This window comes from Clostridium sp. YIM B02551 (assembly GCF_022324735.1).
Lineage (GTDB): Bacteria > Bacillota > Clostridia > Clostridiales > Clostridiaceae > Clostridium_T > Clostridium_T paridis.
Genome location: NZ_JAKGTF010000006.1, coordinates 1 through 26,326 on the forward strand (window position 1 = coordinate 1; position 26,326 = coordinate 26,326).

Below are 26,326 nucleotides of genomic sequence, written 5' to 3' on the forward strand. Positions count from 1 at the left end.
TTATTCTATTATACATAAAAGTACCCCATAGAATAGGCTTTTTTAAATTGTCTATTCTATAGGGTACATTTTAAAATATAAATTTAAGGTGTTTAATTTAAAGTTAATTAATCCTAATAGAAACTAAGCTTTGTTTACAGATCCGAATAGTTCCATTTTTTCTTTAACAGTTGCTTTTATAGCTTCGAATCCTGGTCCTAATAACTTACGTGGATCAAATCCTTTTCCTTCTAAGTCTTTTCCAGCTTCTATATATTTACGAGTAGCCTCTGCAAATGCTAATTGACATTCAGTGTTAACATTTATTTTAGCAACTCCTAATGATATAGCTTTTTGGATCATGTCTGCAGGAATTCCAGTACCACCATGTAAAACTAGTGGAACATCACCAGTTGCATCTTTGATAGCAGCTAATGCAGTGAAATCTAATCCCTTCCAGTTTGCAGGGTATTTACCATGGATATTTCCAATACCAGCAGCTAACATAGTAACTCCTAATTCAGCTATTTGTTTGCATTCAGCTGGATCAGCTATTTCACCTGCTCCAACAACACCATCTTCTTCTCCACCGATAGAACCAACTTCTGCTTCAACAGAGATTCCTTTTTCTGAAGCTATTCTGATGATTTCTTTTGTCTTTTCAATGTTTTCTTCGATTGAATAATGTGATCCATCGAACATTACTGATGAGAAACCAGCTTCGATAACTTTTAAAGCACCTTCGTAACTGCCGTGGTCTATGTGTAATGATACAGGAACAGTTATGTTTAATTCTTTAATTAATCCATTAACCATACCAACAACAGTAGTGTAACCACCCATATATTTTCCTGCTCCTTCAGATACACCTAATATTACAGGTGAATTGTTTTCTTGAGCAGTTAATAAAATAGCTTTAGTCCATTCTAAATTGTTAATGTTGAATTGACCAACAGCATATTTCCCTTCTCTAGCTTTGTTTAACATTTCTTTTGCTGAAACTAACATACGAAACCTCCATGAATTTAAGATTTTACAAATACTTCCACAAAGAAGACATTTGTAATATATTTCATTTCTTAAGGCTTATTATAATCCAAAAATAAAAAAAAGAAAACATTAAATTTGTTGAAATATCAAACAAGTTAATAATTTAACAATCTGAGGATGAAGAATATTAATAATAAATAAGCACAAATTATATATTTTTAGAGTATAATTATTAACTCTAAATTTTGTCAGAATAACTTTTGTGTAATATTCAAAAGATAAATTTGGAGGTGATAAATTTGACACAAAAACTAGGAAAAAATAATAAAACTGGCGAGAAATCTTATTATAGAAATAAAAATAATAAATCAGTTGCCAATCCTGTAAACACAAATGAAGATAATGATATGACAAAACCAGTAAGAGGATTACCTAAATAGAATAACTAAAAGGTTCACTAGGACAAAAAGTTTTAGTGAACTTTTTTATTTACATATTTTGTTTGCTGAAAATGTAACATCATGTCGATTAGGAGAATAACTTATATAGAACACTAAAGTTCATACAAATCTAATTAGGAGGATATAAAATGAGTGAAGTTATTTTAAGGGCAAACTCAGGTGGCGTTGGTCCATTTCCAGTTTTTACGACTCCATTAGTAGAGGAAATGCCAGTAGTAAGTGTTTCTATAGATACTACTCCTTTGAAAAATCCAGCGACTCTTTTAACATTTACGGCTCAAATTAACATGCCAGCTGAATTAAATGTAAACTTAGCATTTACCATAAAAAAATATAATTCACAAGGTGGAGTACAAACAATTGGGGGAACTTATGTATTTTCATCTGTAGCTGAATTATTAGAAGCTGAAGCATTTTCGTTCCAGTTTTTCGATAATGGTAATGCTAGAGGAAATTTCACCTATGCGGTACAAGTAGCACCAAATTCATTTATAGGAATTGCACCAGGATTAACAATTACTAATGCGGTTTTAAGCGCTTTAGCAGTGGAACAAGTATGATAAATTTTAGGGGGCTCAAAATATGAATTTAATATGCGAAGGATATGATAATAGAGAATCAAATGTAGTTTTAAATGCTGCTACTGGTGGTGTTGGACCATTCCCGCTTTTTACCACTCCTCTTACAAACAACGTTCCAGTAGTTAGTGTTACAATTGATACTACAACACTTAGGGACCCTTCAGTATTACTATCATTTACTGCTCAAATAAATATGCCAGCAGAATTAAATGTAAATTTAGCATTTACTATAAAAAGATCTAATAATCAAGGGGCAGAACAAACAATAGGAGGAACCTACGTATTCTCATCAATGGCTGAATTACTTGAAGCAGAATCATTTGCATTTCAATTTTTAGATACTATAAATACAAAAGGAATTTACACCTATAGTGTTCAACTAGCTGCTAATTCTTTTATAGGTATAGCACCAGGCTTGACAATAACAAATGCAACACTAAGTGCATTAGCAGTAGGTTGATTTTTGAGCAGGGATTATTTCTTGTATTGATATAATCCCTGTATTTTTATTTAGAAATTAAAGAACAAATTAGATACATTTTGAATAAATATATTAATAGTAAGAAAATTTAAGGCTGGGGGATGGAGAATGAGTGTATTAAAGATTATACCATCTAAAGAAAGAACTATAATGAATGGAGTAGTACAGTTTTATCTAAGAAAATCTTTAATTGGTAATTTTCAGAACTCTTCAAAAATATATAAAAGTGTATATAGCTTCGAATTAAATGATTATGAAAATAGAGGGCACTTAAAGAAAATAACTCTTAATTTTTATTTAGAAAGCTTATTTAATTGTGAGAATTTAGATATAGGAATGACCTTAGTAAAGAAATATAGGGATAATAGTTTAATTAAAAGAGAGCTAAAGAAAATAGTTACACAAGAAGATACTAGAAAATACTTTAAAGTAGACTTAAGAAACGTTTTTGATGAGAAAGAATTAATGTTAACTGAAGAAATTTATTTAGGCGTATATAGTAATTCTATAAGTGGCATCGCCATATTCGAATCAAAAAATAGCTCAAATAGTCCCTTTATATTAATAGAATGGGAAGATAAAACTGAAAAAATACAGGGTAAAAGTGTTTTACAGGATTATAAAATAGTAAAAGTAAAGAATTATGAAGAAAACATAGATATGGAAAAAGATGAGCTAGAAAGTACATATGAAGATAAAGTTTGTGATGAAGATATTAAAATAGAGAAAACTACTGTGTTTAAGGAAATGGAAGAATTTGAAGAGGAGCTAGATAGTTCTGAGTTACAAGAGGTAGATGGAAATGATGAAGTGAATAAAAATATATTAGTGGAAGAACAGAACATAAAGGAGGATGAAGTAGAGGAGGAAATTGAAGAATGTAATGATAATAAATTATTAGAGGAAGTAGATAAATTAGAGAGTTTAGACGTAAGTACAAAATCACAAGGTGTTAATAAGTTTAAGGCAATATTTATTAAAAATAAAGTTTCAAATGAAAATATAAGTATATATAAAGAATTATTAAAAAGACTTATAGGAGAAAGCATTGAGGTAGAAGTTGAAGATAGAGAAGTAAGAATATTTAAGGGGATAGTTAATTCAATTAATGGAGACTATGTTCAATTAAAGAGAAATGAAGTATTTAATGTAATTTCAATATTTTATATATCAAAAATATCTGGTGGTGAAAAATTAAATCAGATTAGAATAGAAGATTTATATAGAAATAACTCTAACAAAACAAATGAAGGGCTCAATAGCGTACTATCATATTTAAAAGATAAAAATGTAAGTTTAATACTTGATGAATCTCCAATGAATATTGGAAAGGTTCAAATTCTAAATATATATGATGGAGCAGTAAAGGTTAAAAAAGTTAATAATTGCTTACATCCAAAGTACTACATTCTAAATACTCATTATATTAAGGTAATAGAAAATATTGCATTAGATGAAGAATATTTTAATAGAAGTATAGAAAAAATTGGACTTCATGGATAGTGAAGTCCATATTTGTTTTCATTTCTAATTGATTAATAATCAAAGCTATTATAAAATAATATAATGTCCAGATATAAATCTTACTAAAAATATGTATAGACTAATATATTTTTGTGAGTGAGGAGGAAGTAATGGAGGAGTACGTAATAAAAAAGGTTTTAAATAATAATGTTGTAATTGCTGAAAAAGATTCTAATGAATTTGTTTTAGTGGGTAAAGCTATCGGATTTAATACAACAAAAGGTACTAGACTTCCAGAAGACAAGATAGAAAATATATTTATAAAGCAATCATTTAAATCAAAAGAAAACTTTAATAGAGTTTTACAGGATATAAATGGTGAAATAGTAGGAATTTCAGAAGAAATAATCTCATTATGTGAAAAGGAATTAAATGTTAAAATCAATGGGGCAATACATGTATCCCTTCCAGACCACATCAATTTTGCAATTACAAGAGCAAATGAAGGAATACGAATTGAGAATCCATTTTTACATGAGTTAGAGGCTTTATACTCCAAAGAATATGTACTTGCTGAAAAAGCTTTAAATATGATAAATGAAAGATTTAATGTTAAATTACCTAATGATGAAATTGGTTTTATCTGCATGCATATTAATGCAGCTATAGGTGAGCAAGAAGTTGGAGCAACCTTAGCCTATACTAAAAAAATAGGTGAAATTATGGATTTCTTATATAGGCTTTTAGGAAAAGCACCAGATAGAGGCTCTCTAAGTTATGTTAGAACAATTACTCATTTGAATTTTATGATTGAGAGAGTTATGAATAAGAAATTCATTAAGAATAATTTGCTTGACATAATAAAAAAAGAATTTTATAATCAGTACGATATTGCGATTAAGATTGCAATTAAAATGGAAAACTTATTTTCTATTAAGATTCCAGAAGATGAGATAGGATATATCGCTCTTCATATAAATAGAATTAAAGAATTATAAGTAGTGTTACTATTAAATTAGGCACGAGCTTAAAGAAATAACTATGGGATAGTTATATTCTTTTGCTCGTGCTTTTCTTTTTGTTTTTATACTGAAGTAAATAAATAACTAATAATATTTTTGCTTCAGATATATATTTTTTATACATAAAACATAGGAGGAATCATAATGAAGAAACTATTTTCAGTGCTTCAAAAGATAGGTAAATCATTAATGTTACCAGTATCAGTTTTACCAGCTGCTGGTTTACTATTAAGATTTGGACAACCAGACTTACTAAATATACCTTACATGGCTCAAGCTGGTGATGCAATATTCACTAACTTACCAATGATATTTGCTGTTGGTGTAGCCATAGGATTTTCAGGGGGAGAAGCTGTAGCTGCTTTAGCTGCTGTAGTAGGTCAATTAATATTACAAGCAATTATAAAAGTAGCAAGTGCTAATGCTGCTTTAGCGTTAGCAACAAAAACTGCATCAGAGCAACATGTTTCATTAGATGCTTTTGTTAACTCAGCAGCATATGCTGACGTAGTATCAAAAACAACTATTAATATGGGTGTTTTTGGTGGAATAATAATAGGTTTAATTGCAGGTGCTTTATATAATAGGTTCCATGATATAAAATTACCTCAAGTATTAGGATTTTTTGGAGGAAAAAGATTTGTTCCAATTATAACATCTATTGCAGCTTTAATATTTGCAACAATTGGAGTACAAGTATGGGGACCAATTCAAGATGGAATTAATACATTTTCACAATGGGCAAGTACATCAGTCTTAGGACCAGCATTTTATGCTGCTGGTAAGAGATTACTTATTCCCGTTGGATTACATCATATGTACTATCCAGCATTCTTATATCAATTTGGTGAATATGTTTCTAATGGTGTAACTTACTTTGGTGACTCAGGAAGGTATTTCCATGGAGATCCAAATGCGGGTATATTTATGGCTTCAGAATATCCAGTATTAATGTTTGGACTTCCTGGAGCAGCTGTTGCTATGATTGCAGCTGCAAAAAAAGAGAACAGAAAGAAAGTTGCAGGTATGATGATTTCAGCAGCATTTGTTGCTTTCTTAACAGGAATAACTGAGCCAATAGAATTCTCTTTCATATTCGTAGCACCAATACTATTTGTATTCCATGTTGCAGCAGCATTTTTATCTGGAATAATTACTAGCTTATTACATATAAGATTAGGATATACATTCTCAGCATCATTTATAGACTATTTATTAGGATTTAAATTTGCAGGACATCCATTACTTATTTGGTTAGTAGGTATAGCATATTTTGTATTATACTTTGTTGTATTTTACTTTACAATTAAAGCTACAAATGCTAAAACACCAGGTAGAGAAGATGAAGACGAAAATGCAATAGCACCGATTAATGTCAAAGGAAGCGAAAGAGCAGCAAAGGTACTAGAGGCAATAGGTGGAAAAGATAATATAGAAGTTTTAGATGCTTGTATTACAAGATTAAGACTTACTTTAAAAGACCCTTCAGTAGTTGACCAGGCGACACTAAAAGCTCTTGGAGCAGCGGGTATATTAGTTGCAGGAAGTAATGTTCAAGCAATTTTTGGAACTGAAGCAGAAAAAATTAAAGATGACATAAAAGCTATAATTGCTAATGGCGGATACGTTCCAACTACAAATGCAGTTCAAGCTAATGAAATAGTAGAAGATACTAAAAAAGTAGCTAGCGGAACAGTAGCTAATTTATCAAATCCAATTGATGGAGAAATAGTTACCTTAGATAGAGTACCAGATGAAGTTTTTGCAGGTAAAATGTTAGGGGACGGATTTGCAATAATTCCAGTAGGAAATGAAGTACATGCACCAGCTGATGGAGAAGTTAGAGTAGTATTCCCAACTAAGCATGCAGTAGCAATTGAAACTATTGATGGGCTTGAAATATTGATTCATGTTGGTATTGATACAGTTGAATTAAATGGTGAGGGTTTCATAGCTCACGTAAGACAAGGAGATAAAGTTAAAAAGGGTGATTTATTATTAACTTTTGATCAAGATATAATTAAAGAAAAAGCTAAGAGTAATATTACCCCAGTGATTGTTACAAATATGGATGTTGTAAAAGAAATTAACGTTCAATTAGGAAACAAAAAGAATGGGGAAATTTCTGTAGATATAACTTTAAATTAATAAAGAAAGGCTTCTCAAGGTAATTTTGAGAAGCCTTTTAACTATACAATTTCGTTTTGATGATTGTAATCAAATTCCTTAGGATCTTGAGAATTTACTCCTTTTTTAAACTCATCTAAACCAATTCTCTCAATAAAGTCGCTAACTTTTTCTCCAAAGCTTGCATTCTTTTGATAAAAAGCAAATATTTTCTCTACTAATTCATAAGCTGTTTCTTCTGTGACATCTATGGCAATTATGTCTGCAATTCTAGGATTATAGCCAGAAGATCCACCAGCAGTTACTCTAAAACCAGTTTTGTCAGCAATTACACCAACATCTTTTGAATAAACGCCACCACAGGCATTTCTACAACCTGCAACTCCAATTTTAGCCCTATTAGGCATAGATGCTCCGTGAAACTTTTTTGAAAGTCTCATTCCAATAGTCATGGTATTTGCCTTTGATCTTTTACAGAAGGCAGCAGGGCATATTTCAACATTTTTTACTGAGTAAATATTTTTAACAGCTGGTTCCATGCCTAGTTCATTCCAAATATTTTCTAAATCTTCTTCCTTAAGATTAGTAATTAATATTCTTTGTCCAGAAGTTATTTTTAGAACTGCATTATATTTTTTTGCTACTTCAGCTATTTTTATAAGATTGTCAGGAGTAATAAATCCACCAGGGATATGTGGTGTTATCCCAAAAGTCCTTTTCCCATCTCTAACTTTTTGTAAATTACCATAGTGTGGCATATCCTCATCCTCCAATTAATATCATTAGTTTAACTTAAAACCTATATATCAGTATTTTAATATATAAATAGTATTTTGTCTGTAATCTAAGATACATTTAAAAATTAAATTGAAACATAATAAACTTGAGGTGATTATATGTTTATACCTAAGAGAGTGATATTCGAAAATGATGCATTAAATTATCCTTTAGGAGAAGAATTATTAGAAAGATTCAAATCCAATAGTGATATCGAAATAATGTACTCTAAAAATGGAAGAATCACAGGTATTCCAGGTACAAATCCTAGTGAGAAATATTTAGAGAGCAAAAGTACATTAGTTGTTGGAGTTAGAAAAACTTTAGATTTTCAGTCCTGTAAGCCTTCTGCACATTATCAATTACCATTAGTAAGTGGTTGTATGGGAATGTGTGAATACTGCTATTTAAATACTCAAATGGGGAAGAAGCCCTATATAAAGATTCATGTGAACATTGAAGAGATTTTAGAAAAAGCTCAGAAATATATAAATGAAAGACTACCTGAAATTACAATATTTGAAGGAGCTGCAACTTCAGACCCTGTACCTGTAGAAGGATATACGGGAGCATTAAGAACAGCAATTGAATATTTTGGGGAAAATACTAATTCAAAATTCCGCTTTGTGACTAAATACAATGATATAGATGGACTCCTGAATTTAAAACATAATGGAAGGACAACAATAAGATTTAGCATAAATGCAAGTGAAGTTATTCGGAAATTTGAGCATAATACATCACTTTTAGATGAAAGGCTTGATGCTGCATTAAAAATATCAAAGGCTGGTTATCCATTGGGATTTATTATAGCGCCTGTTTTCTTATATGACAGTTGGAAAGAGGATTATAATATACTAATGGACAAAATTGATAAGATGTTTATGGGGAAAAATTTAATGTTTGAAGTTATATCCCATAGGTTTACTAAAAGAGCAAAAGATAATATATTAAGTATTTATCCCAAAAGCATATTACCTATGGAGGAGGAAATAAGAAAATTTAAGTACGGACAATTTGGTTATGGTAAGTATGTTTATAAAGATGACGAATTAAAAGAGATGAAGGAATTTTTTAAACAGAGAATAGCTAAGAACTTTGGAGAGGGAGCTATAAATTATATAATATAGAAGATGAGGACTAATCAGTTTTTGATTAGTCTTTTATCATTCCATGGGTTTAAATGTAAATATTGACAAAAAATATTATAAGTGATACTGTGTGTATATACGATATACACAGTTGAGAAATTGAAAGGAGGAGTTTATGAATATAAACATTGATTATAGCAGTGATTTGCCTATGTATGAACAGATTAAAATTTGTATAAAAGAAAATATACTTTTAGAAAAAGTGAAATTTAATGAAGCTCTTCCTTCAGTAAGACAATTATCTAAAGAATTAAATATTAGTACAATTACCACCAAAAGAGCATATATGGACTTGGAACGTGAGGGGTATATATACACCATTTCAGGTAAAGGGACATTTGTAAATTGTGTTGATACCACTAAGCTTTTAAAAGAGAAGAGAGAGAAACTTATAGATGAATATAAGATAAAAGTACTTGAGATTAAAGAAGCTGGGGTCAGTAAAGAGAGCATTATGAAAATAATTGAAGAGCTATATAGGGGGTAATTATTTTGGAGAATATACTAGAGGTTAAAAATTTAAGCAAAGAATTTCATGGATTTAAGTTGGATAATATATCCTTCAATCTTGAAAAAGGTAGCATAATGGGATTTGTGGGTGAAAATGGAGCTGGAAAGACAACAACAATAAAATTGATTTTAAATACCATAGGGAAATCATCAGGAGATATAAAAATAATTGGTAAGGATAATGTTAAAGATGAGGTATATGTAAAATCACAAATTGGATATGTACCAGATGAAAGCTATTTCATGGAAGGTTCTACTTTGATAAATCATTCTAAAGCTATAAAAACTTTTTATGAAGGTTGGAACGAAGATAAATTTAGAAGATATGCATCCTTGTGGAAGCTGCCATTAGATATTAAGATAAGCGAATTTTCTAAAGGTATGAAGACTAAAGCAATGATAGCACTAGCATTAGCACATGAACCTAAACTATTAATATTAGATGAGCCTACAGCAGGGCTTGATCCAGTTGCTAGGATTGAAGTGCTAGATATGCTTAGAGAATTTGTAGAAGATGGTGAACGATCTGCATTTTTCTCAACACACATAACGTCTGATTTAGACAAGATTGCTGATTATATTACTGTGATTCACAAGGGGAGAATATTACAAAGTATAGCAATGGATAAATTTGAGGAAGATTTCATCTTATTATCAGCGGGAATTGAAGAACTTAAAGGGTTAGATAAAGAATTTATAGGATTAAGAAAAGGTGAAGTTACTTTTGAAGGACTTATCTTAAGAGAAAAAGCAAATAGATATTTTGCTAATATTAGAGGAAATAAACCCAATGTTGAAAATCTATTAACCTTCAGTGTATGGGGGAATTAGCTATGAGTAGAGTATTTAAGATAATAAAAGTTCATTGGAATCTTCTTGATGGACTTTATAAATTTTTGACGATATTTTATATAATAATATTGACCATGATGGCCCAGCTAGATTATAAAGTTATAAAGGGGGATATTGAATACTATATAAATACTAATAAGTATGTAAACTTTTCAAGTACAATTTCACAAAGCTTAAGTTTAATATCATTTTGTATAATTTTATATACTTTTTTTATTAAACGAGACCCTATTGTTAAAAAATATAGAAAATACTATAACAGGGATTTCTTTGTGCAATTGCCTATACTTAAAAAAGATTTACTTAAAGGGAAGTTTTTATTATATATAGTAGCAAGCATTCCAGCATTGTTTGTAATAATGACTTTTATAACTTTAAATATTTATTATGGAAAAACGAATGTTGTATCAGCTTACTCAGGTTTACTAGTTTTATTATTTTTTCTATGGTTTTTAGCTGCAAGTATTTCAAACTTATTTGAAGAAATATATACAGGTAGATTTAGCATATTCAAGTTTTTAGATATGGCTTTTATTCTCATAATTAACTTCTATATAATATATTCATTTACTTCTAAGTTTATAGATTATGGAACTATAGCTAATGATGCAATTATGTTTAATTCATTAGGAGAGGGATTTGTTCCTATCTTAAAGCTTTGTAGATATATTGGTGGTGCTTGGGGAATACCTGTAATTATCATCTCTATTCTAATAAGTTACTTTATTAGCTGTAAGTTACCTATTTATATTTCAAGTAAGAAGGAGAATTTAAAATGAAGAGTCTAGTTTTGAATTACTTTAAAATGATAAAAGCAGGATTCTTTCATAGAATATTTTTATTGTTATTGTGGTTAATAATTCCTTCTATCCTAGAGATAGTAGGGGAAGGAGCTAATTTAGCAAGCGTATTTATATTATGTACAATTGCACTTATTATACTTACAAGAATAATGGAGGAGACATTAGAAGGATATACATTTTACTCAGCTATTCCTATAAAAACAAAGGATATAGTGAAATATATGTATATGAATACCTATATAATATTTATAATTGGATTGACAATAAACTTAATTTTTTCATATATAGCTAAGAAGCCAGTATCAATGCAATATATAACATCAATAGCAATGATATTATTACTTACTAATGTATTTTATTCATATTATCCTATTCGAGGCCATTTAGACGCTATCTTTATGAGTGAGAAAGTAATATCTTTTAATGGTGTCATTACTGTAATTCTATTCGTGTTAACATTTTTATTAGAGTTGATTTTTAATTCATCCATAAATCAAAGCAGCCTACTAATCTTTCAGTGGATATTAATTATAGGAATACTTTTGACCTCCTTAGGAACAATAAAAATTTCCTATAGAGCAACGTTGAAAAGAATAATGGAATAGATACTAATATTAATTAATAAAAAGTAGTTGAAAAACGCAGAAATTAGAAATATAATTATATTGAATAAATGTTCAATCAAAAAAAGAGGGGTAATATGCCAAGAACAGAAGAGCAAAATAAAGAAATACTTGATAAAAGAAAAGAAGAAATATTAGAAGCTGCCCTTGAGGAGTTTTCACGTAAAGGATATAGTGGCACTAAAATTTCAGATATTGTAAAAACGGCAGGTATAAGTCAAGGTTTATTATATCATTATTATAAATCCAAAGATGAACTTTACGTAGCAGTAATAGAAAAATCTACAGAATCAGCAATGATGTTAACACAATTTGTAGTACAACATAAAATACAAGGATGGAAGGCTTTAGTTATAATGACCGAGTCAATACTTGAGTGGTTAAAACAAGGTGGGGAAGGAAAATCAAGATTCTTTTTTATGCAACAAGCGGCTATGCTTGAACCGATGCCAGAAGAGGTTAAGGCTGCTTTGATGAAATCAATGAGAATGAATGAGTTTACAGCTAATTTAATTAAACAAGGGCAAGAAGAGGGAAAAGTAGTACCTGGAAACCCTATAGAAATTGCGACAGTTTTTTGGTCAGTTATGCAAGGAATAATTATGAATAACGTAGTTATGGAGAACATAGGGTTAAAAGAGGAAATAGTTATACCAGAGGCAGAAGTTATATTAAGAACAATTAGAAAATTTGGCTAATTTAAATTAGCCATTAATTTTAATTTATTATTGAATGAATAGTTAATCTAAAAATAAAAGGGGAGTTTGTTATGAAAAAAGTTATTATTATTGGGGCTGGAATTTCAGGTTTAAGTGCAGGAATATTCGGCAGGAAATGTGGATTTGATACAGAAATTTATGAGATGCATTCAATCCCAGGGGGGGAGTGTACTGGTTGGAATAGAAAGGGGTATCATTTCGATAACTGCATCCATTGGCTTACAGGAACAAATAAAGAAGCAGATTTATATAAGGTATGGGAAGCTGTAGGAGCGTTACGAAATATTGAAATATATCAATTTGAATATCTTTTTTCTGTGAGAGTTAATAATAAAACTATTTATTTTTTTAGAGACATTAATAAGTTTAAAGAACATTTGCTTGAAATAGCTCCAGAGGACAGTGAAGAAATATTAAAGTTTATAGAGATTATAAAAAAAGTTCAAGTATGCAAACTTCCAACTAAAAAACCAATGGATATGATGAATATTATAGATTATATTAAAATTATCAAAAATTATGGTGGTGCAGGGAAATATGTTGCTGAATTAAGTAAGTTGTCTATAGAAGAGTATGTAAGTAGATTTAAAAGTGAAATTATAAAAAAAGCTATTATAGAAACTTTACCTAAAGAATATAGTGCCTTAGCGTTATTCTTCACATTGGGAACATTCACATCAGGTGATGGAGGGTGGCCTAAAGGAGGATCATTAGCAATGGCTTCTAGAATGGAGCAGGAATACAAAGGCTTGGGTGGTAAGATAGAATATAACTCAAGGGTAAAGCGAGTTATTGTAGAAGATGGAGAAGCTAAAGGAATTGAACTTGCAAATGGAAAGAGTGTATCAGGAGATTATATAATTTCAGCTATTGACGCAAATATGTTGCTAAGAAATTTGTTAGGAAATAAAATCAGTGACAAGGTTTTTGACACTCAATTTAATAATCCTGCAAAATACCCTATTCATAGTAGTGTGGATATAGGGATAGGCGTTAAATGTGATTTATCAAATAGAGATCACTCTGTTAACGTTCAGGTAGAACCATTTAAATGTGGAAGCTTAGAGGTAGATAGAATAGGAATTAAGCATTATTGTTATGAAGAGGATTTTTCTCCTAAAGGTTGTTCAACAATAAAAATTAATATAATAGGGGATGACTATAATTATTGGAAAGATTTAAAAGATAATAATGAACAACAATATTACAATGAAAAAGATAAGTTAGCAAAAGAAGTTCTCAAAAGAATCGAATTAATATACCCAGAAACAAAAGGTAATTTTGAAGTATATGATGTATGTACTCCTGTAACTTATGAACGTTATTGTGGTGCTTATAAAGGTTCATGGATGGCATTCGATATGCTCCCTAATGTTAAAAAGCTGAATCATGGTGGAATAATAAAGGGAATAAACAACTTATATGTGGCTGGGCAATGGATTTCAACACCTGGAGGATTGCCAACGGCAGTAGTATCTGGTAAATGGGCAATTCAAAAAGTATGTAGAAGAGAAAAAGTGAAATTCAATTTTGAATATTAATTAAGAAAAATATTTTTAAAATTCTTAATATATTGTTAAAGACTATTGCAATTAATTGATTAATTGATTATAATATAAAAAATAACAAGATATCTAAAGATAATGATAAGGAAGAGTACACTTAATTGACTTTTAAGAGAGCTAAAGATTTGGTGGAACTTTGGTAAGAAGATTTAGTGGAAGCAGCCTTTGAATCTTACATTGAAAAATAAGAATTTCATTCTTAACTAGATAGTAACGTATCCTCACGTTATAGAGGTGGAATATATTTATATATTCTAGCTGAGTGAGCAATTTTATTGCTTATTAGGGTGGTACCGCGGAGTTATTCCTTCGTCCCTTTATTGGGATGAAGGATTTTTTTATTTTCTAAATTAAAGAATATTAAAAATTAGGGGGCATTAGAATGGAAGAAATATTAGAAATTTTAGAGAAGAATAGTAGGTACACAGATGAACAAATAGCCACAATGGCAGGAAAATCTGTAGAAGAGGTTAGAGATGCCATTAGGGATTTTGAAGAAAGAAGTATAATTGCTGGATATACAACATTAATTAATTGGGAAAATACAGGTAAGGAAACAGTCACTGCATTAATAGAGGTGAAGGTTACTCCACAAAGAGGTGAAGGCTTTGATAAGGTTGCAGAAAGAATATATAATTTTCCACAAGTTAAAGCTTGTTACCTTATGTCAGGTGGTTTCGATTTAACAGTTATAATTGAAGGAAAAACTATGAAGGAAGTTGCTCTTTTCGTTTCAGAGAAGCTAGCTGTGCAAGAGTACGTATTAAGTACAGCAACTCACTTTGTGTTAAAAAAATATAAAGATCATGGAACAATATTTAAGGAGAAACAAATAGATGATAGGGAGGCAATATTTATATGATATTAGAAAATATGATTTTAGATAATGTGAAAAATATGCCTCCATCTGGTATAAGAAAATATTTTGATTTGATTAATGAAATGGAGGATGTTATTTCATTAGGAGTAGGGGAACCGGATTTTGTAACCCCATGGAATGTGAGGGAAGCAGGTATTTATTCACTTGAGCAAGGACATACACACTATTCTTCAAATGCTGGTTTTATTGAGTTAAGATATGAGATATCAAAATACCTTAATAGAAGATTTAATCTGCAGTATGATCCTAAAGAAGAAATTATAGTTACAGTAGGAGGAAGTGAAGGAATAGATATTGCGTTAAGAGCATTAGTTGGTCCTGGAGATGAAGTAATCGTTCCTGAACCAAGTTTTGTAGCATATAAGGGTTGCACTGCTTTTACTGGAGCTACAGCAAAAGTGTTAAACTTAAGGGCAGAAGATGAATTTAAGTTAACTCCTGAAATATTAGAAAAAGCGATAACACCAAAAACAAAAGTAGTAATAGTACCATTTCCTAACAATCCAACTGGGGCTATAATGACAAGAGAAGAGCTCTCCGGTATTGTAGATGTATTAAAGGATAAAGATATAATTGTAATTTCAGATGAAATATATGCAGAATTATCTTACGGAAATGAGCATGTTTCAATAGCATCTTTCCCAGAAATGAAGGAAAAAACTTTAGTTATAAATGGATTTTCAAAGGCTTATGCTATGACTGGTTGGAGATTAGGGTATATATGTGGACATCCGGTATTAATTGATGCTATGAAGAAAATACATCAATATGCTATAATGTGTTCACCAACAACAGCTCAATACGCTGCTATAGAAGCATTAAAGAACTCAGATGCAAGTGTTGAGGAAATGGTTAAGGAATATAATAGAAGAAGACGGGTATTAGTTGATGGATTTAGAAAGATGGGCTTGGAATGTTTTGAACCATTAGGAGCTTTTTATGTATTTCCAAGCATAAAATCCACAGGAATGTCTTCAGATGAATTTTGTGAAAAGCTGCTTATGGAAGAAAAGGTATTAGTGGTTCCAGGAAATGCATTTGGTGACTGTGGAGACGGATTCATTAGAGCATGTTATGCTTCATCTATGGACAATATTATGGAAGCATTAAGTAGAATAGAAAGATTTCTTAAAAAGCATAATAGTTAATTATTTAAGGATTACTGTGATATATCTCAGTAGTCCTTATATTTGCAAATAGAAGGTGATAAAAGTGAAAAAATTAAAGATAGTTATTGCTCCAGATTCATTTAAAGAAAGCATAGATGCCTTTAATGCAGCAGAAGCAATAAAAGAAGGATTTATTAAAGTATTTCCTGAAGCAGATTATGAGGTTATTCCCATGGCTGACGGGGGAGAGGGGACTTCAGAAGTAATCATAAATGCCCTTAATGGAGAATTTATTGATGCAAATATAACAGGCCCTTTAGGAAATATAATAGAAAGTAAATTTGGATATATAAACGAAGAAGATAAAGCAGTAATAGAAATAGCAGCTGCATGTGGTCTTGCTTTAGTTCCCCTAGAAAAGAGAAATCCCTTAAATACTACGAGTTTTGGAGTAGGTGAAATGATACTAAAAGCATTAGATAAAGGTGCTAAGCGTATTCTTATTGGGTTAGGTGGATCTTCAACAAATGACGGTGGCCTTGGTATGTTAGTAGCATTAGGGGCCAAAGTTTATGATAATGAAGGAAATACTATAAAGGGATATGGACAGGAATTAATTAAAGTAAATAATATAGATTTTACTTCAATAGATAAAAGAATTTATGAAGTAAATATTGAAGTTGCATGTGATGTTGAAAATCCATTAATAGGAGAGAAGGGTGCTACCTATACATTTGGACCACAGAAGGGAGCAACAACTCAGATAATGCAAGAGTTAGAGTTAGGCATGAAAAACTATTCTAATAAAATAAAAGCATCTGCAGGTATTGATATTGGGAATATACCCAAAGCTGGCGCAGCTGGAGGGTTAGGAGCTGCATTTATGCTAATTGGAGGAAATATGAAAAAAGGAATAGATATAGTGCTAGAAAATATCAAGTTTGAAGAAAGAATAAAGAATGCTGATTATATAATCACTGGAGAAGGAAGTATTGATTCTCAGACTAAGTATGGAAAAACTGTAGCTGGAATAGCAAAAATGGCAAAAGTAAATAACATCCCTGTTATTGTAGAAGCAGGAAGAGTTAGTGACTATATTTCAGAACTCTATGAGATGGGAGTGACTGCAATTTTTGGAATTATTGATGAACCTAAAACATTAGAAGAAGCATTATTAGATGGATACAATTCACTAAGAAAAGAATCAGAAAATATAGCAAGGTTATTAGCAGTAAAAAAGAACTAAAAAAGTCGTTGTCCAAAAATTACTTTTGAGACAACGACTTTTTATAGTAAACTTAATTTATTCTTGTTTGATATCAGGCATGGATAAGTTATTAGTTGAACTTAAAACCCTGTATTTTAACTAATTATACCCTCATTAATTAATTGAATTGCAGCTTCTTTCTCAACAGGTCTACTAAAATAGTATCCTTGAATTTTATCACAATTATAATTATCTAAAAATCTTAATTGGTCTTGAGTTTCAACTCCCTCAGCAACAACATTCAAATCCATCTTGTGTCCTATATCTATTATATTCTCTACTAAAGAACTTTTATTGGAAATGATTATATCATCAATAAAACTTTTATCTATTTTTAAGGTTGTTATAGGTAGTTGCTTTAAATAACTAAGGGAAGAATAACCTTTTCCAAAATCATCTAAGGCTATTTTTACTCCCATTCCACGAAGCTGTTCTAATTTACTATTTATTAATTCATAAGATTCTATAAATATTGACTCAGTTATTTCAATTTCTAGTTGTGCTGGTGAAACTGATGTTTCATTTAATATTCTAAGAACAGTATCTATAAAATCACTTTGCATTAACTGAATAACAGAAACATTAACTGAAATATAACAATCACTATTATGATTTGTATAGATTTCTTTAATAAATTCACAAGCAGTTTTTAATACCCAAGTACCTATTTCGATTATTTTATGATTCTCTTCAGCGATGCTAATAAAATCTAGAGGAGAAACAAAACCAAGTTCAGGGTTGTTCCATCGAATTAGAGCTTCAAAACTAGATATTTTATTAGTTTTTAAATTAACTTGTGGTTGATAATGTAGATAAAACTCATTTCTATTAATGGCATCTCTTAAATGTCTTTCTATTTTCATTCGTCCGACAACTTCTTTATTCATGCCATCATTGTAAAATGTATAGTTGTTCTTACCTAATTTCTTTGAGTTATACATTGCTATATCTGACTTTGTTAACAATTCATCTAAATCTAAACCATCCTTAGGGAAAAGTGATATACCTAAGCTTGTTGTGATTTGGACTAGATTATTATTTAAATTAAAAGGTTCACTAAAGATATTAAGGATAGATTCGGAGAAGTCTTTTACGTGTTCATGACTAGGTATATCTTTCATAAATATGATGAATTCATCTCCACCTAGGCGTATTAATGTATCTTCATCACCTAAAGTTCTCATTAATCTGTCACCAATAGCACTGATTAATATATCACCAAAACTATGACCTAATGTATCATTTATATATTTAAAATTATCTATATCTAAAAATATAAGTGCACTTTCTATTTCTGAGTTGTTTGAACTTTCTAGCTCTAATGATTCATTTACGACTCGATATAAATACTGTCTATTAGGAAGATCAGTTAAGAAATCATGATAAGCCATATATTCTAGCTTGTGTTGGTATTCTTTTAGTTCAGATATATCTTTATGTGATGCCACAACTCTATAAGGATCACCATTTTTATCGTAAATTGTTTTACCAGTAGAAATCATCCAGATGTAAGAGCCAGATTTAGTTTTAATTCTATATTCAATTGTATAGGAGTCTGTTTTTCTAGCCCAATGATCTTTGATTATAGTATCTATGCTTGAAGTATCTTCTACGTGTATTAGTTCTTTAATGTTAATAGAATTAAATTCATCTCTAGAATAGCCTAAGAGCTCGAACCATCTATCAGAAAAGTGCATGGTGTTATCATTAACTCTCCAGTCAAATAAAGCATCAGATGAAGCTTCAGAAATTAGTTTGTAGAGTTTTTCGCTTTCCTTTAAGTTTTCTTCACTAATAGCAAGCTCATCATATTTTTCTCTTAATTCTTCCTCAAGAGCAGTTATTTCTTCATAGGAAGCTTCAAGTTCTTCGTAGTTGCTTGTTAAATCTAACTCGTATTCCCTTCTTGCAGCACCAGCTTTGTTTAAAGAGTCGGCTAGTAGTCCAATTTCATCCTTAGTTTTTATATCAATATTATGATCTAAATTCCCCTCTGTAATTGATTTTGCAAAAGATACTAACTTCTTTAATTGTTCAGAGATGACTGAAGCTATATGAATTCCTAAGATAATAGCAATAATTAAACCTGATATACCAAAAAAAATTGTAGAAATAAGTGTACTCATATATAAATTCTCATTTTCGGCTTGAGATTCTTTTGCTAAATCTAAATTAAATTGTATATAATCATCTGTGTTTTTAATTATATTATTGCTAAGTGCATTTAACTTGGAGTATGTCTTAGAAGCCTCATCATAATTGCCTTCATCCAAATAATTAAATAGATCCTTTCTGTAGTTTCTATAATCTTTTAAGATTAAGGTAAATTCATTAAAAAGTTCTTGATCCTTAACTTCGGAGATGGTTTGCGAATAATCATTTAGAAGAGAATCATCTTGATTTTTTAAATATTCAATTTCGTTCCTTAAGTTAACATATGTACCTTTGTCTTTTTCATTTATGATTTTATATATATCAAAATTAATTTGTATCAAATTTGATTTTATAGCAGAAATATTTTTCATAGCTTGAAAGTTTCTTTTATATAAATCATTAGAATTTTCATTTAACTTACCAATGTTTCTTATTCCTATAAAACCTACGATCCCACTAAATAGGGCTACAATTATAAATGATAAAGTAAGCTTTTTCTTAATTTTTAAATTATAAAACCAGTTCATTATTTATCTCCTTAATTATATGGTTTTTTATATGGGAAACTTAATTTATCCTTGTTTGATATCAGGCACGAATAAATTATTGGTTGAACTTAAAAAAATGTAGTTTAAAACTATATTTAAAATTAAATGTGGATCTCAGTAGTTATTAATTTTTAGTAAATAATAGTTGCAAATAATAAAATTATATAATATACAGTATTCAATATCAATAAAATTCAAGTTATTGGGTACTACTTATTATTATACAATAGTATATACTTTTATAAAATAAATTTATATTGATTTATAAGATATTAAGATCATTGATTTATTTGTAAATTTATAATTTTAATATCTTCATAATATAATTAAAAAATGGTATGATATAGAAATGATAGAGTGGATGTGAAATATTCTTATGCTAGATTGTATATAATAAAAAAGAAATGGCTATTGGAGGTAAACTTAAGATGTTAAAAATATGGGGAAAAGTAATTAAGGAAAATAGGATTATTAAAGATGAGGTAGCTATTTCAGATATAGAGGGAACATATCAAGAGAACTTGAAAGTATGCATAAACGAACTTTGCTATAAGTTCGATATAGCTAAACCTTATTGGCTGCCTAGCAATCTTGATGAGTATAATAAGAGAAGCAAGACAAGTTTTAATGATGATAATTTTATTGAAGAAATTGATTTTGATAGATTTATGATTGAAGAAATTGATTTTAAGGATTGAGTTACATAGATAATTCGACCCTTTTTAATTTTGAAACATAATTAATTATGTGGAGGTAAGTATATGAAATTTATGAAGTTGTTATTAATATTTATACCAATAAGTATAGTTGGGGAGTTTTTACACTTTTCTCCTACAATAATGTTTATATTGGCGGCGTTAGCTATAGTACCATTAGCAGGGTTAATGGGTGAGGCAACAGAAGAAATATCGTACTACACAGGGCCGAAACTAGGAGGATTTCTAAACGCGACATTTGGAAATGCAACAGAACTCATTATATCATTTTTTGCATTAAAAGAGGGACTGTTTGATGTTGTTAAAGCTTCAATTGCTGGTTCCGTTATAGGAAATATACTATTAGTACTTGGAGCAAGTATGCTTGCAGGTGGATTAAAATTTAAAACTCAAACGTTTAATAAAAAAATTGTGGAAGTATCTTCAAGTATGTTGCTATTTGCAGTTATTGGGCTTAGTATCCCTGCAATTTTCACACATACATTAAAATCAGAGTTGTTAAATACTCAATATGAAGGATTGAGTGTGGCAGTTGCCGTTATTATGATAATTATTTATCTATTTAGTTTATATTTTAACTTTTTTACACATAAAGATCTTTATGTATTAAATGATGAAGAGCAAAGAGAAGCAAATTGGTCGTTAAAGAAATCTATTTTTGTATTAATTGCAGCAACTGTGTTAATAGCTATAGAAAGTGAATTTTTAGTTAGTGCAGTTGAACCTATGACTGAAGCGCTAGGCTTAAGCACATTCTTTGTAGGAATAATATTAATACCTATTATTGGAAATGCAGCTGAGCATAGTACAGCTGTAGTAATGGCTATCAAAAATAAGATGGATGTATCAATAGAGATTGCAATAGGATCTAGTTTACAGATTATACTATTTGTTGCACCTGTATTAATATTCTTAAGTCTACTATTTACTCCAATGAGTATAATATTTAATGAATTTGAATTGATTTCTCTCGTGGTATCCGTGCTTATAGCGAATAGAGTAGCAAGTGACGGAGAGTCAAACTGGTTAGAAGGAGTTCAGCTTCTAGCTGTTTATTTTATAATAGGAGCATCATTCTTTATAATTTAAATATAGAACGGTTCGTAACTGATTTTGTTAATCTAGTTGCGAACCGTTTAATTTATCCTAAGAATTCAGGAATTTCCTTATTCTCGGAAGTTATAGCTTTTTTTACTATTGTAAGATTGATTTTGTTGTCTATTTTACGTAAATCAACAGTGTATTTACAATTGCACTTATTACATATTAAATAATCTGTTTCACTTAAGTTTTCTCTATTATCAAATAGAAATGATGATTCCCTAGATTTTATATATGAATTCATTAAATCAGAAGAAGAGGTTATATCATAGGTATATTCATAGGTTGCTCTTCTTTTTAACTTAAATTCTGTTCCATTACATTCTTTGCATACTAAGGTTTCTAATGTATCCATCTTTATCCTCCAATTGATTCAAAATTGCATATTATGGATTATTATGCTTAAAAAGTAGTATTACCTTTTTGAAATTTATAATACCTAAAAGTACATATTATGACAAAGTAATTTCTAGAATTATACAAAACCAATATAAATAATCGAGTTATGCTATAATTTTAAAAAAAATAGTGTTATAATCTTTTGTAGATTTAAATTTTGACATATGAAGGAGTGGAATTATGGCTTACAAAGATTTACATAATTTTGTGAATCACTTAGAAAATAATAATGAACTAAAAAGAATATCCACAGAAGTAGATTCTTATTTAGAAATAACAGAAATAGCTGATAGGGTATCTAAAGAATATGGACCAGCACTGTTATTTGAGAATGTTAAAAATTCGAAATATCCAGTATTAATTAATGCCATGGGAACTTATGAGAGAATGGCTATGTCACTTGGCGTTGAAAAATTAGATGACATAGGTAATGATATATCTGAATTTATTGATATGACAAATTACTTAGGACTTATGAATAAATTTAAGTCACTACCAAGACTTACAAGATTAGCTACGGTATTTCCTATAAAATTACCTACTAAAGGCGCATGCCAAGAGGTAATAGAAATGGATCCAGATTTGAGCACGTTGCCAATATTACATTGTTGGCCGCAAGATGCAGGAAGATTTGTAACATTGCCTTTAGTTTTTACCAAAGACCCTGAAACTGAAACACAAAATGTAGGAATGTATAGACTTCAAGTTTTTGATAAAAATACTACTGGGATGCATTGGCATTTACACAAAGATGGAAGAGAAATATATGAAAAATATAAATTAAAAGGTGGCAAGATGCCTGTATCAGTAGCATTAGGATGTGATCCTGCAATCACATACTCAGCAACTGCGCCATTACCAAAGATGATAGATGAAATGATGTTTGCAGGATTTTTAAGAAAGTCTCCAGTAAAACTAGTTAAATCTATTACTAATGATATTTATGTACCAGCTGATGCTGAATTTGTAATAGAAGGATATGTTGATGTAAATGAAGATCTTAGATTAGAAGGTCCATTTGGAGATCATACAGGTTATTATTCTCTAGCAGATTATTATCCAGTTTTTCATGTAACATGCATAACACACAAGAAAAAAGCGATATATCCAGCTACAATTGTTGGAAAGCCTCCTATGGAAGATTGTTATATGGGGAAAGCAACAGAGAGAATATTCTTACCCTTATTAAAAATGCAGTATCCTGATATTATTGATATTAATTTTCCACTTGAAGGAGTATTTCATAATTGTGTAATTGTGTCTATAAAGAAAAGATATCCAGGACATGCAAAGAAAATAATGAATTCTTTGTGGGGAATTGGGCAAATGATGTATACAAAAATGATAATTGTTGTGGATGAAAATGTAAGTCCGCAAGATATCTCTACTGTAGCATGGAAGGTATTTAATAATATTGATGCAAAAAGAGATGTAGTAATATCAGAAGGTCCGCTTGATGCTTTAGATCATGCATCAGATTTACCACACTATGGATATAGAATGGGTATAGATGCAACTAAAAAGTGGAAAAGTGAGGGTCATGCAAGAGAATGGCCAGATGATATAGAAATGAATGATGAAGTTAAAGAACTTGTATCTAGAAGGTGGAAAGAATATGGTTTTTAATAAAGTAATTAAGAAAGCACATGATTATGGTATTTTAGTCATGTTTTCACATACGATATTTTCTCTTTCCTTTGCATTGATTTCCATGTTACTTGCTGGGAATGGGATGCCTCCAATTAATAAACTAATATGGATACTTGTTGCATTTTTAGGGGCAAGAACAGGCGCAAATGCAATTAATAGAGTAATCGATGCTGAAATAGATAAAAAGAATCCAAGAACGTCAGTAAGACAAATTCCACAAGGAAAGATGAATAAAAGAGAAGTTATAGTATTTTCGATTGTTTGTTTTTTAGTTATGGTTTTTGCAGCAGCACAGTTAAATTTATTATGTCTAATATTATCTCCAATAGCACTGTTCTTAATGACAATATATTCCTATACTAAGAGATTTACTTGGATGTGTCATTTGGTATTAGGGGTTACATGTGCTGCGGCTCCAGTTGGAGCATGGATAGCAGTTACAGGAAGTATTTCTTTACTGCCTTTATTTATGGGAGCAGCAAATACTTTATGGGTAGCAGGATTTGACATAATTTATGGAGCCCAAGACTATGAGTTTGATACTAATAATGGATTAAATTCAATACCTGCAAGGTTTGGTGTGAAAAATTCTCTTGTAATATCATCATTTTTTCATGTTCTAGCAATGATATTTTTAGTTATTGTTGGGCTATTAAGCTCAAGCTTAGGAATTATTTATTTTGTTGGATTAGCTATTATTGGAGTGCTTTTCTTTGTAGAGCATAAGATTATTTCACCAGATAATTTATCTCAAGTTACAATAGCATCTTACGGAATTAATCAAATTGTAAGTATAGTATTATTGATATTTGGCTTAATAGATTTCTTTATTTAAGGAATTTGGAGGAAGATAAATGAAGAAAGTACTTATAGGAATAACTGGTGCTAGTGGAAGCTTATATGCCAAAAGACTGATTGAGGAATTAGTTCAAAAGGATATTTTTGTTTACATAGTTGCATCAGATAATGGAAAAAAAGTAATGGAATATGAAACTTCCATTAATTTGGAAAGTTGGGTATATTCTTTAAAAGAAAAATATAAAAATATACAGTTAGAAGATATAAACAATATGTTTTCGAATGTAGCAAGTGGCTCTTATAAGTTAGATGGAGTTATAATAATACCTTGTTCAATGGGAACATTAGGTGAAATTAGTAATGGAATATCTAAGAATTTAATAGCTAGAGCAGCTGATGTTGCCCTAAAAGAAAGAAGAAATTTAATAATTGTACCGAGAGAAACACCATTTAATACTATCCATCTGGAAAATATGTTAAAGCTTTCGAAAATGGGAGCTACAATACTTCCAGCTATGCCAGGATTTTATCATAAACCTGAAACACTAGAGGATTTAGTGAATTTTGTTATAGGTAAAATATTAGATTATCTTTCAATTGAAAATGATTTATTTAAAAAATGGGGGAATTAAAATGCTAAAATTTAAAAAAATAATAGGAGTTGCACTTGTAACTACATTAATGGGTGCAACATTAATTTCATGTAATAAAAAAGAAAAAGAAGAAGATAAAACTACTTTAACAATTGGAGTAATGAGTTCAATAGATGCGGTACCAATGTTTATTGCAAAGGAAAAAGATTATTATAAAAAAGAAGGAGTAAATGTTGATATTCAAGTGTTTAAGAACTCTAAAGATAGAGATGCAGCATTACAAGCTGGTACATTAGATGGAGTTATTTGTGATGAAGTTGCAGTTAATCTTTATCAAAATGCAAATTTTGATGTTAAAATAACTGGAGTAACTGATGGTAACTTTGTATTAATTGCTGGCGCAAAATCAAATATTAAATCTTATGGAGATTTAAAAGGTAAAAGCGTAGCAATCTCTGAAAAAACATGTATGGAATATACGTTAGACAAGCTTCTTGAGAAAAATTCTATAGATATTAGTACAGTAAATAAAACTGCAGTACCTGCAATACCAACAAGATACGAAATGCTTAAAGAAGGAAAAATTGATGCTGCGCTACTTCCTGAACCATTCTCTACATTAGCTTTAAATGATGGTGGAGTAAAACTTGGAAGTGCTATGGATGCCAATATATTCTCATCAGTTTCAGCATTTACACAAAAAGCTATTGATAGCAAGTCAAAAGAAATTAAAAATTTCTATAAGGCATATAATGATGCTGTTAAGTATATAAATTCAACACCAATTAGTGAATATGAAAAAACCGTTATAGATACTGTTGGATATCCAAAAGAAATGTCAGGAAAAATTGTATTACCAAAGTATAGAGAAAATGTTCTTCCAGATGATAAGGATTTAGAAACAGTAATTAAATGGGTAGAAGATAAAGGATTGAGCAAAAAGAGTCTAAAAGCTAGTGATTTAGTAAGTGATGTTGGAATTAAATAAATATGATATGAAGCTCTT

General features: G+C 29.9%; 26 protein-coding genes and 1 other annotated feature. Of the genes, 22 read left to right on the forward strand and 4 right to left on the reverse strand.

Annotated elements, in window-relative coordinates:
• Nucleotides 1–123 precede the first annotated feature (123 nt).
• On the reverse strand, nucleotides 124–987 hold the full coding sequence (gene fba / locus L1S47_RS08215) for a class II fructose-1,6-bisphosphate aldolase (protein ID WP_202768212.1): 864 nt from the start codon (nucleotides 985–987) through the stop codon (nucleotides 124–126).
• Between the two features lie 281 nt (nucleotides 988–1,268).
• Between fba and L1S47_RS08220 the strand changes: the two genes are divergently transcribed.
• From L1S47_RS08220 to L1S47_RS08245, 6 genes are all read left to right on the forward strand, one after another.
• Complete coding sequence (locus L1S47_RS08220; protein ID WP_238883134.1) at nucleotides 1,269–1,409, forward strand: hypothetical protein; 141 nt, start codon at nucleotides 1,269–1,271, stop codon at nucleotides 1,407–1,409.
• A gap of 149 nt (nucleotides 1,410–1,558) precedes the next feature.
• Nucleotides 1,559–1,990: a DUF4489 domain-containing protein gene (locus L1S47_RS08225; RefSeq protein WP_238883135.1), complete on the forward strand. Its 432-nt coding sequence runs from the start codon at nucleotides 1,559–1,561 to the stop codon at nucleotides 1,988–1,990.
• A 22-nt stretch (nucleotides 1,991–2,012) separates the two neighbouring features.
• Entirely contained in the window at nucleotides 2,013–2,471 is a 459-nt protein-coding gene (locus L1S47_RS08230; RefSeq protein WP_238883136.1) for a DUF4489 domain-containing protein, read from the forward strand.
• A 129-nt stretch (nucleotides 2,472–2,600) separates the two neighbouring features.
• Nucleotides 2,601–3,995: a hypothetical protein gene (locus tag L1S47_RS08235; RefSeq protein ID WP_238883137.1), complete on the forward strand. Its 1,395-nt coding sequence runs from the start codon at nucleotides 2,601–2,603 to the stop codon at nucleotides 3,993–3,995.
• Nucleotides 3,996–4,126: 131 nt separating this feature from the next.
• Nucleotides 4,127–4,954, forward strand: a complete 828-nt coding sequence (locus L1S47_RS08240; protein ID WP_238883138.1) for a PRD domain-containing protein — start codon at nucleotides 4,127–4,129, stop codon at nucleotides 4,952–4,954.
• 168 nt (nucleotides 4,955–5,122) lie between these two features.
• Nucleotides 5,123–7,126 (forward strand): glucose PTS transporter subunit IIA, encoded by a 2,004-nt coding sequence (locus tag L1S47_RS08245; RefSeq protein WP_238883139.1) that lies wholly within the window; start codon nucleotides 5,123–5,125, stop codon nucleotides 7,124–7,126.
• 41 nt (nucleotides 7,127–7,167) lie between these two features.
• Here L1S47_RS08245 and L1S47_RS08250 read toward each other — a convergent pair whose 3' ends face one another.
• Nucleotides 7,168–7,863, reverse strand: a complete 696-nt coding sequence (locus L1S47_RS08250; RefSeq protein WP_238883140.1) for an NAD(P)/FAD-dependent oxidoreductase — start codon at nucleotides 7,861–7,863, stop codon at nucleotides 7,168–7,170.
• A gap of 138 nt (nucleotides 7,864–8,001) precedes the next feature.
• Here L1S47_RS08250 and splB point away from each other — a divergent pair, with 138 nt between their 5' ends.
• The 10 genes from splB to L1S47_RS08300 all read left to right on the forward strand — a co-directional run bounded on the left by splB (nucleotide 8,002) and on the right by L1S47_RS08300 (nucleotide 17,340).
• On the forward strand, nucleotides 8,002–9,012 hold the full coding sequence (gene splB, locus L1S47_RS08255) for a spore photoproduct lyase (protein ID WP_238883141.1): 1,011 nt from the start codon (nucleotides 8,002–8,004) through the stop codon (nucleotides 9,010–9,012).
• A gap of 136 nt (nucleotides 9,013–9,148) precedes the next feature.
• A complete protein-coding gene (locus L1S47_RS08260; RefSeq protein ID WP_238883142.1) occupies nucleotides 9,149–9,520 on the forward strand; it encodes a GntR family transcriptional regulator in 372 nt (123 codons plus the stop codon).
• Between the two features lie 5 nt (nucleotides 9,521–9,525).
• The gene (locus tag L1S47_RS08265; protein WP_238883143.1) at nucleotides 9,526–10,374 is read left to right on the forward strand and encodes an ABC transporter ATP-binding protein; all 849 of its coding nucleotides are present in this window, start codon (nucleotides 9,526–9,528) and stop codon (nucleotides 10,372–10,374) included.
• A gap of 2 nt (nucleotides 10,375–10,376) precedes the next feature.
• Nucleotides 10,377–11,174, forward strand: a complete 798-nt coding sequence (locus L1S47_RS08270) for a hypothetical protein (RefSeq protein WP_238883144.1) — start codon at nucleotides 10,377–10,379, stop codon at nucleotides 11,172–11,174.
• Nucleotides 11,171–11,803: an ABC-2 transporter permease gene (locus L1S47_RS08275; RefSeq protein ID WP_238883145.1), complete on the forward strand. Its 633-nt coding sequence runs from the start codon at nucleotides 11,171–11,173 to the stop codon at nucleotides 11,801–11,803. Before L1S47_RS08270 ends, L1S47_RS08275 begins: the two co-directional genes overlap by 4 nt.
• A 95-nt stretch (nucleotides 11,804–11,898) precedes the next feature.
• Nucleotides 11,899–12,519: a TetR/AcrR family transcriptional regulator gene (locus L1S47_RS08280; RefSeq protein ID WP_238883146.1), complete on the forward strand. Its 621-nt coding sequence runs from the start codon at nucleotides 11,899–11,901 to the stop codon at nucleotides 12,517–12,519.
• Nucleotides 12,520–12,590: 71 nt separating this feature from the next.
• Nucleotides 12,591–14,081: an NAD(P)/FAD-dependent oxidoreductase gene (locus L1S47_RS08285; protein ID WP_238883147.1), complete on the forward strand. Its 1,491-nt coding sequence runs from the start codon at nucleotides 12,591–12,593 to the stop codon at nucleotides 14,079–14,081.
• Nucleotides 14,082–14,174: 93 nt separating this feature from the next.
• Nucleotides 14,175–14,425, forward strand: a binding site (T-box leader).
• 62 nt (nucleotides 14,426–14,487) lie between these two features.
• Complete coding sequence (locus L1S47_RS08290) at nucleotides 14,488–14,967, forward strand: Lrp/AsnC family transcriptional regulator (RefSeq protein ID WP_202768225.1); 480 nt, start codon at nucleotides 14,488–14,490, stop codon at nucleotides 14,965–14,967.
• Nucleotides 14,964–16,133, forward strand: coding sequence for an aminotransferase class I/II-fold pyridoxal phosphate-dependent enzyme (locus L1S47_RS08295; protein ID WP_238883148.1), 1,170 nt, complete (start codon nucleotides 14,964–14,966; stop codon nucleotides 16,131–16,133). The genes L1S47_RS08290 and L1S47_RS08295 overlap by 4 nt, the downstream gene beginning before the upstream one ends.
• A 64-nt stretch (nucleotides 16,134–16,197) precedes the next feature.
• Entirely contained in the window at nucleotides 16,198–17,340 is a 1,143-nt protein-coding gene (locus L1S47_RS08300; protein ID WP_238883149.1) for a glycerate kinase, read from the forward strand.
• Nucleotides 17,341–17,456: 116 nt separating this feature from the next.
• Here the strand turns inward: L1S47_RS08300 and L1S47_RS08305 are convergent, their stop codons facing one another.
• The gene (locus L1S47_RS08305) at nucleotides 17,457–20,042 is read right to left on the reverse strand and encodes an EAL domain-containing protein (protein ID WP_238883150.1); all 2,586 of its coding nucleotides are present in this window, start codon (nucleotides 20,040–20,042) and stop codon (nucleotides 17,457–17,459) included.
• Nucleotides 20,043–20,491: 449 nt separating this feature from the next.
• Between L1S47_RS08305 and L1S47_RS08310 the strand changes: the two genes are divergently transcribed.
• On the forward strand, nucleotides 20,492–20,761 hold the full coding sequence (locus tag L1S47_RS08310) for a hypothetical protein (protein ID WP_238883151.1): 270 nt from the start codon (nucleotides 20,492–20,494) through the stop codon (nucleotides 20,759–20,761).
• A 63-nt stretch (nucleotides 20,762–20,824) separates the two neighbouring features.
• Nucleotides 20,825–21,868: a calcium/proton exchanger gene (gene cax, locus L1S47_RS08315; protein WP_238883152.1), complete on the forward strand. Its 1,044-nt coding sequence runs from the start codon at nucleotides 20,825–20,827 to the stop codon at nucleotides 21,866–21,868.
• A gap of 52 nt (nucleotides 21,869–21,920) precedes the next feature.
• Here cax and L1S47_RS08320 read toward each other — a convergent pair whose 3' ends face one another.
• Entirely contained in the window at nucleotides 21,921–22,235 is a 315-nt protein-coding gene (locus tag L1S47_RS08320) for a hypothetical protein (RefSeq protein WP_238883153.1), read from the reverse strand.
• 224 nt (nucleotides 22,236–22,459) lie between these two features.
• Here L1S47_RS08320 and L1S47_RS08325 point away from each other — a divergent pair, with 224 nt between their 5' ends.
• The 4 genes from L1S47_RS08325 to L1S47_RS08340 are packed head-to-tail and all read left to right on the forward strand — an operon-like array spanning nucleotide 22,460 to nucleotide 26,308.
• Nucleotides 22,460–23,905: a menaquinone biosynthesis decarboxylase gene (locus L1S47_RS08325; protein WP_202768232.1), complete on the forward strand. Its 1,446-nt coding sequence runs from the start codon at nucleotides 22,460–22,462 to the stop codon at nucleotides 23,903–23,905.
• Nucleotides 23,853–24,764 carry a 4-hydroxybenzoate octaprenyltransferase gene (locus tag L1S47_RS08330; RefSeq protein WP_238883154.1) on the forward strand — a complete coding sequence of 304 codons (912 nt, stop codon included), beginning with the start codon at nucleotides 23,853–23,855 and terminating at the stop codon, nucleotides 24,762–24,764. The genes L1S47_RS08325 and L1S47_RS08330 overlap by 53 nt, the downstream gene beginning before the upstream one ends.
• Before the next feature lie 19 nt (nucleotides 24,765–24,783).
• Nucleotides 24,784–25,359, forward strand: a complete 576-nt coding sequence (locus L1S47_RS08335; RefSeq protein ID WP_202768234.1) for a UbiX family flavin prenyltransferase — start codon at nucleotides 24,784–24,786, stop codon at nucleotides 25,357–25,359.
• A gap of 1 nt (nucleotide 25,360) precedes the next feature.
• On the forward strand, nucleotides 25,361–26,308 hold the full coding sequence (locus tag L1S47_RS08340; protein WP_202768235.1) for an ABC transporter substrate-binding protein: 948 nt from the start codon (nucleotides 25,361–25,363) through the stop codon (nucleotides 26,306–26,308).
• Nucleotides 26,309–26,326: the final 18 nt, after the last annotated feature.

Coding starts and splice junctions, on each gene's coding strand:
- fba (WP_202768212.1), bottom strand. CDS start 987: ATGTTAGTTTCAGCAAAAGAAATGTTAAACAAAGCTAGAGAAGGGAAA.
- L1S47_RS08225 (WP_238883135.1), top strand. CDS start 1,559: ATGAGTGAAGTTATTTTAAGGGCAAACTCAGGTGGCGTTGGTCCATTT.
- L1S47_RS08230 (WP_238883136.1), top strand. CDS start 2,013: ATGAATTTAATATGCGAAGGATATGATAATAGAGAATCAAATGTAGTT.
- L1S47_RS08235 (WP_238883137.1), top strand. CDS start 2,601: ATGAGTGTATTAAAGATTATACCATCTAAAGAAAGAACTATAATGAAT.
- L1S47_RS08240 (WP_238883138.1), top strand. CDS start 4,127: ATGGAGGAGTACGTAATAAAAAAGGTTTTAAATAATAATGTTGTAATT.
- L1S47_RS08245 (WP_238883139.1), top strand. CDS start 5,123: ATGAAGAAACTATTTTCAGTGCTTCAAAAGATAGGTAAATCATTAATG.
- L1S47_RS08250 (WP_238883140.1), bottom strand. CDS start 7,863: ATGCCACACTATGGTAATTTACAAAAAGTTAGAGATGGGAAAAGGACT.
- splB (WP_238883141.1), top strand. CDS start 8,002: ATGTTTATACCTAAGAGAGTGATATTCGAAAATGATGCATTAAATTAT.
- L1S47_RS08260 (WP_238883142.1), top strand. CDS start 9,149: ATGAATATAAACATTGATTATAGCAGTGATTTGCCTATGTATGAACAG.
- L1S47_RS08270 (WP_238883144.1), top strand. CDS start 10,377: ATGAGTAGAGTATTTAAGATAATAAAAGTTCATTGGAATCTTCTTGAT.
- L1S47_RS08275 (WP_238883145.1), top strand. CDS start 11,171: ATGAAGAGTCTAGTTTTGAATTACTTTAAAATGATAAAAGCAGGATTC.
- L1S47_RS08280 (WP_238883146.1), top strand. CDS start 11,899: ATGCCAAGAACAGAAGAGCAAAATAAAGAAATACTTGATAAAAGAAAA.
- L1S47_RS08285 (WP_238883147.1), top strand. CDS start 12,591: ATGAAAAAAGTTATTATTATTGGGGCTGGAATTTCAGGTTTAAGTGCA.
- L1S47_RS08290 (WP_202768225.1), top strand. CDS start 14,488: ATGGAAGAAATATTAGAAATTTTAGAGAAGAATAGTAGGTACACAGAT.
- L1S47_RS08295 (WP_238883148.1), top strand. CDS start 14,964: ATGATATTAGAAAATATGATTTTAGATAATGTGAAAAATATGCCTCCA.
- L1S47_RS08305 (WP_238883150.1), bottom strand. CDS start 20,042: ATGAACTGGTTTTATAATTTAAAAATTAAGAAAAAGCTTACTTTATCA.
- L1S47_RS08310 (WP_238883151.1), top strand. CDS start 20,492: ATGTTAAAAATATGGGGAAAAGTAATTAAGGAAAATAGGATTATTAAA.
- cax (WP_238883152.1), top strand. CDS start 20,825: ATGAAATTTATGAAGTTGTTATTAATATTTATACCAATAAGTATAGTT.
- L1S47_RS08320 (WP_238883153.1), bottom strand. CDS start 22,235: ATGGATACATTAGAAACCTTAGTATGCAAAGAATGTAATGGAACAGAA.
- L1S47_RS08325 (WP_202768232.1), top strand. CDS start 22,460: ATGGCTTACAAAGATTTACATAATTTTGTGAATCACTTAGAAAATAAT.
- L1S47_RS08330 (WP_238883154.1), top strand. CDS start 23,853: ATGATGAAGTTAAAGAACTTGTATCTAGAAGGTGGAAAGAATATGGTT.
- L1S47_RS08335 (WP_202768234.1), top strand. CDS start 24,784: ATGAAGAAAGTACTTATAGGAATAACTGGTGCTAGTGGAAGCTTATAT.
- L1S47_RS08340 (WP_202768235.1), top strand. CDS start 25,361: ATGCTAAAATTTAAAAAAATAATAGGAGTTGCACTTGTAACTACATTA.